Source organism: Lachnoanaerobaculum sp. OBRC5-5, assembly GCF_000296385.1.
Classification (GTDB): domain Bacteria; phylum Bacillota; class Clostridia; order Lachnospirales; family Lachnospiraceae; genus Lachnoanaerobaculum.
The window spans coordinates 2907122-2914736 of record NZ_JH815185.1 but is presented as its reverse complement, the minus strand read 5'-3'; the positions used below and the strand labels follow the sequence as shown (position 1 = coordinate 2914736).

The following is a 7615-nucleotide window of genomic DNA, read 5'->3' as shown; positions in this document are numbered from 1 at the left end:
AATATCCTTGTTTTGAATTACAATAATTAGTGTGTAAATTTTTCATTGCAAGTTAATTTTACCACAAAAATAGGACCTTTCGCATGATCGAATGGTCCTATTTCTTTTAGGTACTTATTTCACAGCCCCCAAAATGTATCTATATATTATATTACTTTCTCTCAGCAATCGCTGCCTGTGCTGCTGCAAGTCTTGCAATCGGCACTCTGAACGGTGAACATGACACATAGTCAAGACCGATCTTGTGGCAGAACTCAACTGATGAAGGATCTCCACCGTGCTCTCCACAGATACCTACGTGGATCTCAGGTCTTGTCTGCTTTCCAAGCTCGATAGCCATCTTCATAAGCTTACCTACACCAACCTGGTCAAGCTTAGCAAACGGATCGTTCTCGAAGATCTTTCTGTCATAGTAAGCATTGAGGAACTTACCTGCATCATCTCTTGAGAAACCGAATGTCATCTGTGTAAGGTCGTTTGTACCGAAGCAGAAGAATTCAGCCTGCTTAGCGATCTCATCAGCTGTAAGACATGCTCTAGGAATCTCAATCATTGTACCTACTTCATACTTGATGTTTGAGCCTGCTGCAGCAATCTCCTCATCTGCTGTCTTAACAACGATATCCTTAACGTACTTAAGCTCCTTAGCGTCAGATGAAAGCGGAATCATAATCTCAGGCTTAAGGTTCCAATCAGGATGAGCCTTAGCTACATTGATAGCCGCTCTGATAACAGCCTTTGTCTGCATTACTGCAATCTCAGGATATGTTACTGCAAGACGAAGTCCTCTGTGTCCCATCATAGGGTTGAACTCGTGAAGTGAAGCGATGATAGCCTTAATCTGTGCTACGCTCTTGCCCTGAGTCTTTGCAAGCTTCTCAATCTCAGATTCCTCTGTAGGAACGAACTCATGAAGTGGCGGATCAAGGAATCTGATTGTAACAGGGTTACCCTCAAGTGCCTCGTAAAGCTTCTCAAAATCTCCCTGCTGTACAGGTAAAATCTTATCAAGAGCTTTCTCTCTCTCTTCTACTGTATCTGAACAGATCATCTCTCTGAATGCGTCAATTCTGTCGCCCTCAAAGAACATATGCTCTGTACGGCAAAGTCCGATACCCTCTGCACCAAGCTCTCTAGCCTTTCTTGCATCCTCAGGTGTATCTGCGTTTGTACGAACTTTAAGTCTTCTATACTTATCAGCCCATCCCATGATTCTTCCGAACTCACCTGCGATCTGAGCTTCCTGAGTTGGGATAGCACCGTCATAAACATTTCCTGTTGTACCGTCGAATGAGATAACATCTCCCTCGTGGAATGTCTTTCCGCCGAGTTCGAACTTCTTGTTCTCCTCATCCATAATGATCTCTGAAAGACCTGATACACAGCAAGTACCCATACCACGAGCAACAACGGCTGCGTGTGATGTCATACCGCCACGAACTGTAAGGATACCCTGTGAAGCCTTCATACCCTCGATATCCTCAGGTGATGTCTCAAGTCTTACAAGAACAACCTTCTTACCTGCATCAGCCCATGTCTTAGCATCCTCTGCTGTAAATACGATCTGTCCGCTTGCAGCACCCGGTGAAGCTGCAAGACCCTTACCGATAGGTGTAGCCTTCTTAACAGCCTCTGTATCAAATGTAGGGTGAAGAAGTGTGTCAAGGTTTCTAGGCTCGATCATTGATACAGCCTTAGCCTCGTCAATCATACCCTCGTCTACAAGGTCACATGCAATCTTAAGTGCGGCAAATGCTGTTCTCTTACCGTTTCTTGTCTGCAACATGTAAAGCTTTCTATCCTCGATAGTAAACTCCATATCCTGCATATCTCTGTAATGATCCTCAAGCTTATGGCAGATCTCAACGAACTCGTTATAAACATCAGGCATTACTTCCTTCAACTGATCGATGTGCTGTGGTGTACGAACACCTGCAACAACGTCCTCACCCTGAGCGTTCATAAGGAACTCACCCATGAGCTTCTTCTCACCTGTAGCAGGATCTCTTGTAAATGCAACACCTGTACCTGATGTATCACCCATGTTACCGAATGCCATCATCTGTACGTTAACTGCTGTACCCCATGAATATGGAATATCATTGTCACGACGATATACATTTGCACGTGGGTTATCCCATGAACGGAATACGGCCTTAACGGCAGCCATAAGCTGTTCCTTAGGATCTGAAGGGAAATCTGAACCGATCTTTGACTTATACTCAGCCTTGAACTGATTTGCAAGTTCCTTCAAATCTTCAGCTGTAAGGTCAACGTCCTGTGTAACTCCCTTTTTCTCTTTCATCTGGTCGATAAGAACCTCAAAATACTTCTTACCGACTTCCATAACTACGTCTGAGAACATCTGGATAAATCTTCTGTAGCAGTCATAAGCCCATCTTGGGTTACCTGACTTTGCAGCCAGAACCTCTACAACCTCTTCGTTAAGACCGAGGTTAAGAATTGTATCCATCATACCCGGCATAGATGCTCTTGCACCTGAACGAACTGAAACTAAGAGTGGATTTTCCTTATCACCGAATTTCTTTCCTGTGATCTCTTCCATCTTAGTAATATTCTCCATGATTTGACCCATGATCTCATCATTTATCTTCTCGCCGTCCTCGTAGTACTGAGTACATGCCTCTGTTGTGATTGTGAATCCCTGAGGTACAGGTAAACCGAGATTTGTCATCTCTGCAAGGTTTGCACCCTTACCACCCAAAAGATTTCTCATTGTTGCGTTACCTTCTGTAAAAAGGTATACCCACTTATTTGCCATACGTAAAACCTCCATATGTATTTTCCTGTATTTTTCGTCCACCATTATACCATATTCATATAATATAGCAAAGCATAAAAAAGAAAATTATTTACCTTTTACATTGATTTTTTGATATTTTCTTACTAAAAAGATGATAATGGTGATTTTTAACAAAATCTTGTATACAATATTTCGCCCATTTTCGTTAAAATTTGATTTTACAGTCATTAAATCCACAAAACCCACAGCAAAATAAAACTTTATAAAATTGTATTATATAAAAATCTTGCAAATATAAACTTTTGCATTATACTATTAGATGTAAAACAGTAAGAATAAGTTATTTAATAATATAGTAGCTTCGGCTGCTTTATATATGCAAATGTATATGGAGGAATTATGCATCAGGAACAATGTATTAAGGACAATTTATATTATGTGGGTGGAAGTGACAGAAGGCAGAGACTTTTTGAGAATGCCTATCCTATTCCGAACGGAATGTCTTACAACTCATATGTTATATTGGATGAAAAAACTATACTCTTTGACTCTGTTGACAGATCTGTAGAAGGAGTATTCTTTGAGAACTTAAAAGCAACACTTGGTGACAGACCCCTTGACTACGTAGTAATAACACATATGGAGCCTGATCATGCTGCTACTTTGGGCGATCTTTTAAATATTCACCCTGAAATGATGATAGTAGGTAATGCAAAGATCAAGACAATGATCGGTCAATTCTTTGACTTCTCTTTGGATCACAGATTCTTGGAAGTAAAAGAAGGCGATACATTAAGCACAGGCAAGCATACATTTAAATTTTATTTTGCTCCTATGGTTCACTGGCCTGAGGTAATGATGGTATATGACGAGAAATCAAAAGCGCTTTTCTCTTCAGATGCTTTCGGTTGCTTCGGCGCACTCTCAGGAAATATATTCGCAGATGAGTTGAATTATGATTGCGAGTGGTATCCGGAATCAAGAAGATATTATGCAAATATTGTAGGAAAGTTCGGATTACAGGTATTAAATATATTAAAGAAACTTGCCGATTTGGATATAGAGCTTATCTGTTCACTTCACGGTCCTATTTATAGAAGAAAAGAAGATATACTTGCATGTTTCAAAAAGTATCAGACCTGGGGTTCATACTCTCCTGAGGATGATGAGGTGGTTATCTTCTCAGGTTCCGTTTACGGACATACAGAAGAATTTTCAACATTACTTGCCACTCTGGTAGCACAAAGAGGTATCCGAAATACAAAGGTTCTTGATATTTCATCAATTGATGTATCTTACCTCATTTCAGAAGCTTTTAGAGCAAAGGTACTTGTATTTGCATCATCTTCTTACAATGGCGGACTTTTCACTCCTATGGAAAACTTCCTTATGGATCTTGTTGCACATAACTTCCAGAACAGAGATGTTTTCGTGGTTGAGAACGGTTCATGGGCTCTTACTGCAGGCAAGAGCATGCGTGAGATTATAGGTCAGTTAAAGAAGGTAAATATTGCCGAGGAAACAATCAGCATCAAATCTCTCCTTACAGAGGATCAGTACGCTGATACGGTAGCAATGGCTGACAAGATTGTTGAATGTTTGAAGAAATAAGACATCTTTTATATGTATACCTGTATTTATGCGGGTATACATTTTTTATTGATTTTTTTATATTCGGGTAGTAAACTTGTATCTTGATTTAATTTACAAGGAGTTTTTATGGTTTCTAAAAAGATAAAGGCCGCTTTCTTTGCGGCATTTCCAAATACAATCCCTATTTTGGCCGGATTTTTATTCTTAGGTATTGCCTATGGCATATATATGAATCAATCCGGTTTTAAATTTTACTATCCTATGTTTATGAGTTTTATCATATTTGCAGGCTCTGTGGAATTTGCTACCGTTTCGTGGTTGCTTGGGAGCTTTGATCCTGTAAATATCTTCTTCCTTACGCTTATGATAAATGCAAGGCATTTATTCTACGGGCTTTCAATGCTTGAAAAATATAATATTCCGGGATGGAAGAAACTTTATTTAATTTACGGCATGTGTGATGAGTCCTTCTCAATTAATGCCACGGTAGATGTTCCGAAAGACATTGATAAGGGCTTGTTTATGTTCTTTGTAACAATGTTAAACCAGATATATTGGGTAGCAGGTGCTACTATAGGCGGAATATTCGGAAGCTTTATCCCCTTTGATACCAAAGGAATAGAATTTGTTATGACTGCACTCTTTGTGGTTATATTCCTTGAAAATTGGCTTAAAGAAAAGGATCACAGCGCCTCTGTTATCGGACTTTTTATTTCGTTTATATGTCTGATAATTTTTAAAGGTACAAACTTTATCATTCCTTCAATGATTATAATACTTAGTGTACTTACATTACTTAGAGGGAGATTGGAAAAACATGAGTAAAATACAACAGCTTATAATAATATTAATCGTGGCATTTGCCACAATGATAACCAGATTTTTGCCCTTTATAGTTTTTCCGGCAAACAAAGAAACTCCTTCATATATAAAGTATCTGGGCAAGGTTTTGCCGGCAGCCGTACTTGGACTTTTAGTTGTATATTCTCTTAAAGATGTATCAATATTTAATGAGTTCCATGCTTTGCCTGAAGCCATAAGCATTGCGGTTATTGTAATATTACATTTTTGGAAAAAGCAGATGATTCTTTCCATCTCTGCAGGAACAATACTTTACATGTTTCTTATACAATTTATTTTTAAATAAATTGCTTGCAATTATTTATTAATTAATATATCTTTATTATAGATTACGCATTTAAGGAGATTTATGAAAGAGATTGCAAAAAAGGTGAAAGCGGACAGTTTTATTCTTATGGCAAGCAGCAATGAGATGAGAAATAACTGTCTTCAAAATATTATTAAAAATTTAAATAAAAACAGAGAACATATACTCTTGAAAAATCAAAAGGATATTGAAAATGCAAAGGCTGAAAATATATCCTCTTCCATACTTTCAAGACTTTTGTTTGACGAGCATAAGATGGATACTGTTATAGCAGGTATCAATGACCTTATAAAGATGGAAGATCCTATAGGAAAGATTACATTAAAAAGAGAGCTTGATGCAGGACTCACTCTTACCAGAACCACAACTCCGATAGGTGTTATAGGAGTTATCTTTGAGGCAAGACCTGATGCCCTTGTTCAGATTGCTTCTTTATGCATAAAGAGCGGAAATGCAGCCATACTTAAAGGCGGCAGTGAAGCAAAGCTTACAAACAGAGCACTTTTTGAAAGTATAAAAGAAGCCGTTTTAGAAGCCGGATTGCCTGAAAATATACTTATACAGCTTGAAGCCAGAAGTGATGTGGGTGAGTTACTTGGCTGCAGTGAATATGTGGACTTACTTATACCGAGAGGTTCAAACTCTTTTGTAAAATATATTATGGACAATACAAGTATTCCTGTTATGGGACATGCCGACGGTGTATGTCATACATATGTGGATGAGGACTTTGATCTTGAAAAGTCTGTGAGGATATTGATAGATGCAAAGACTCAATACCCTTCCGCATGTAATACTACAGAGACTTTGTTGGTTCATGAAAGGGCGGTTTCAAAGCTTTTACCGGAACTTAATAAAGCATTTGTGGAGGCAGGCATTAAGGTATATGCCGACAAAGAGGTCTTATCATATTTTGATAATGCAAATCTTGCAAATGATGAGTCTTTCCATACGGAATATCTTGAAAAGACTATCAATGTAAAACCTGTAAAGAGCATTGATGAAGCAATTGTTCATATAAATACATACGGCTCACATCATACAGATGCCATACTTACAAATATAGATGCCAATGCAGATTATTTTATGAGCAGGGTTGATTCCGCAAATGTATATAAGAACTGTTCCACAAGATTTGCCGACGGATTCAGATATGGTTTCGGAGCCGAGGTGGGTATCAGTACCGGAAAGCTTCATGCCAGAGGTCCTGTAGGTCTTGAAGGTCTTTGTACTTACAAATATAAGCTCTATGGAAACGGCGATATAGTTGCAGACTATACAAACGGAAATAAAGAATTTCATTTCAGAGAATTATAAAAGGGGATGTGAAAAAACTCAATTGAGTTTTTTCGCATCTCCCTTTTTGCACTTATTGTGTATAGATGACTGAAATCATACACAAAAAAAGCGCACTTTCCCTACCCCATAGAAATTCTTTTTTTGAATCTATGCGGCAGTTCTGTTTCTCATCTTTTTTTCTGATATTTATATAAATTATGGCCTATCGACACGAGTAAAACTTCCGGTTTGACTGAATGAATACCTCTTCGGACAATTCTCTTGTACCAACGGTCGTTTTTCATAATTCCGTAAGTTCATTCTGCTTGTATCGAACGGTTCATTCGTAATAACGCACCATGGATACTTTCCAGGTTTTCGATTACTTCCTGATGCATGGAAGTTAGCTCCTGATTGATCCGAACGGTTCTATTCTTATCTGTCTTCTTACATTTCTTTGCATATGGACATCCGCTACAGTCTTCGCATTCATACAGTTCTTCCTTGCGTCCGTACTGATTTCCCCTCACATCTTTTCTGCATAAAAAATGGAATGCTTTATCGTTAGGACATCTCATGAATCCTTTCTCATCAATTCTGAAGTTAACTGCACGAAATGGATCTTCATGATATTTCCTATCCTTAGTTTCCTTTTTAAACATTGGAAATTTCATATACTTTTCAATTCCGTTCTGTTCACAGAAAATATAATTGTTGTATGAGCCATATCCGGCATCTGCCACAGGATATTTGGGATAGAATCCATAAGTTTGTTTGAAGTGCTCCATCAAAGGAACGAAACAATCCATATC

Annotated in this window: 5 protein-coding genes and 1 pseudogene; 4 read left to right on the top strand and 2 right to left on the bottom strand. The window is 38.3% G+C overall.

Going from position 1 to position 7615, the window contains the following annotated elements:
• Positions 1-151: 151 nt before the first annotated feature.
• Entirely contained in the window at positions 152-2782 is a 2631-nt protein-coding gene (gene ppdK, locus HMPREF1135_RS13420; RefSeq protein ID WP_007596123.1) for a pyruvate, phosphate dikinase, read from the bottom strand.
• A 381-nt stretch (positions 2783-3163) separates the two neighbouring features.
• Here ppdK and HMPREF1135_RS13415 point away from each other — a divergent pair, with 381 nt between their 5' ends.
• The 4 genes from HMPREF1135_RS13415 to HMPREF1135_RS13400 all read left to right on the top strand — a co-directional run bounded on the left by HMPREF1135_RS13415 (position 3164) and on the right by HMPREF1135_RS13400 (position 6842).
• A complete protein-coding gene (locus HMPREF1135_RS13415) occupies positions 3164-4375 on the top strand; it encodes an FprA family A-type flavoprotein (RefSeq protein ID WP_007596121.1) in 1212 nt (403 codons plus the stop codon).
• Between the two features lie 108 nt (positions 4376-4483).
• Positions 4484-5182: an AzlC family ABC transporter permease gene (locus HMPREF1135_RS13410; protein WP_007596112.1), complete on the top strand. Its 699-nt coding sequence runs from the start codon at positions 4484-4486 to the stop codon at positions 5180-5182.
• On the top strand, positions 5175-5504 hold the full coding sequence (locus HMPREF1135_RS13405; RefSeq protein WP_007596111.1) for a branched-chain amino acid transporter permease: 330 nt from the start codon (positions 5175-5177) through the stop codon (positions 5502-5504). Before HMPREF1135_RS13410 ends, HMPREF1135_RS13405 begins: the two co-directional genes overlap by 8 nt.
• 63 nt (positions 5505-5567) lie before the next feature.
• The gene (locus HMPREF1135_RS13400; RefSeq protein WP_007596110.1) at positions 5568-6842 is read left to right on the top strand and encodes a glutamate-5-semialdehyde dehydrogenase; all 1275 of its coding nucleotides are present in this window, start codon (positions 5568-5570) and stop codon (positions 6840-6842) included.
• Positions 6843-6971: 129 nt separating this feature from the next.
• Here the strand turns inward: HMPREF1135_RS13400 and HMPREF1135_RS14580 are convergent.
• Positions 6972-7615 (bottom strand): annotated as a pseudogene (locus tag HMPREF1135_RS14580) (transposase); the annotation flags it as partial.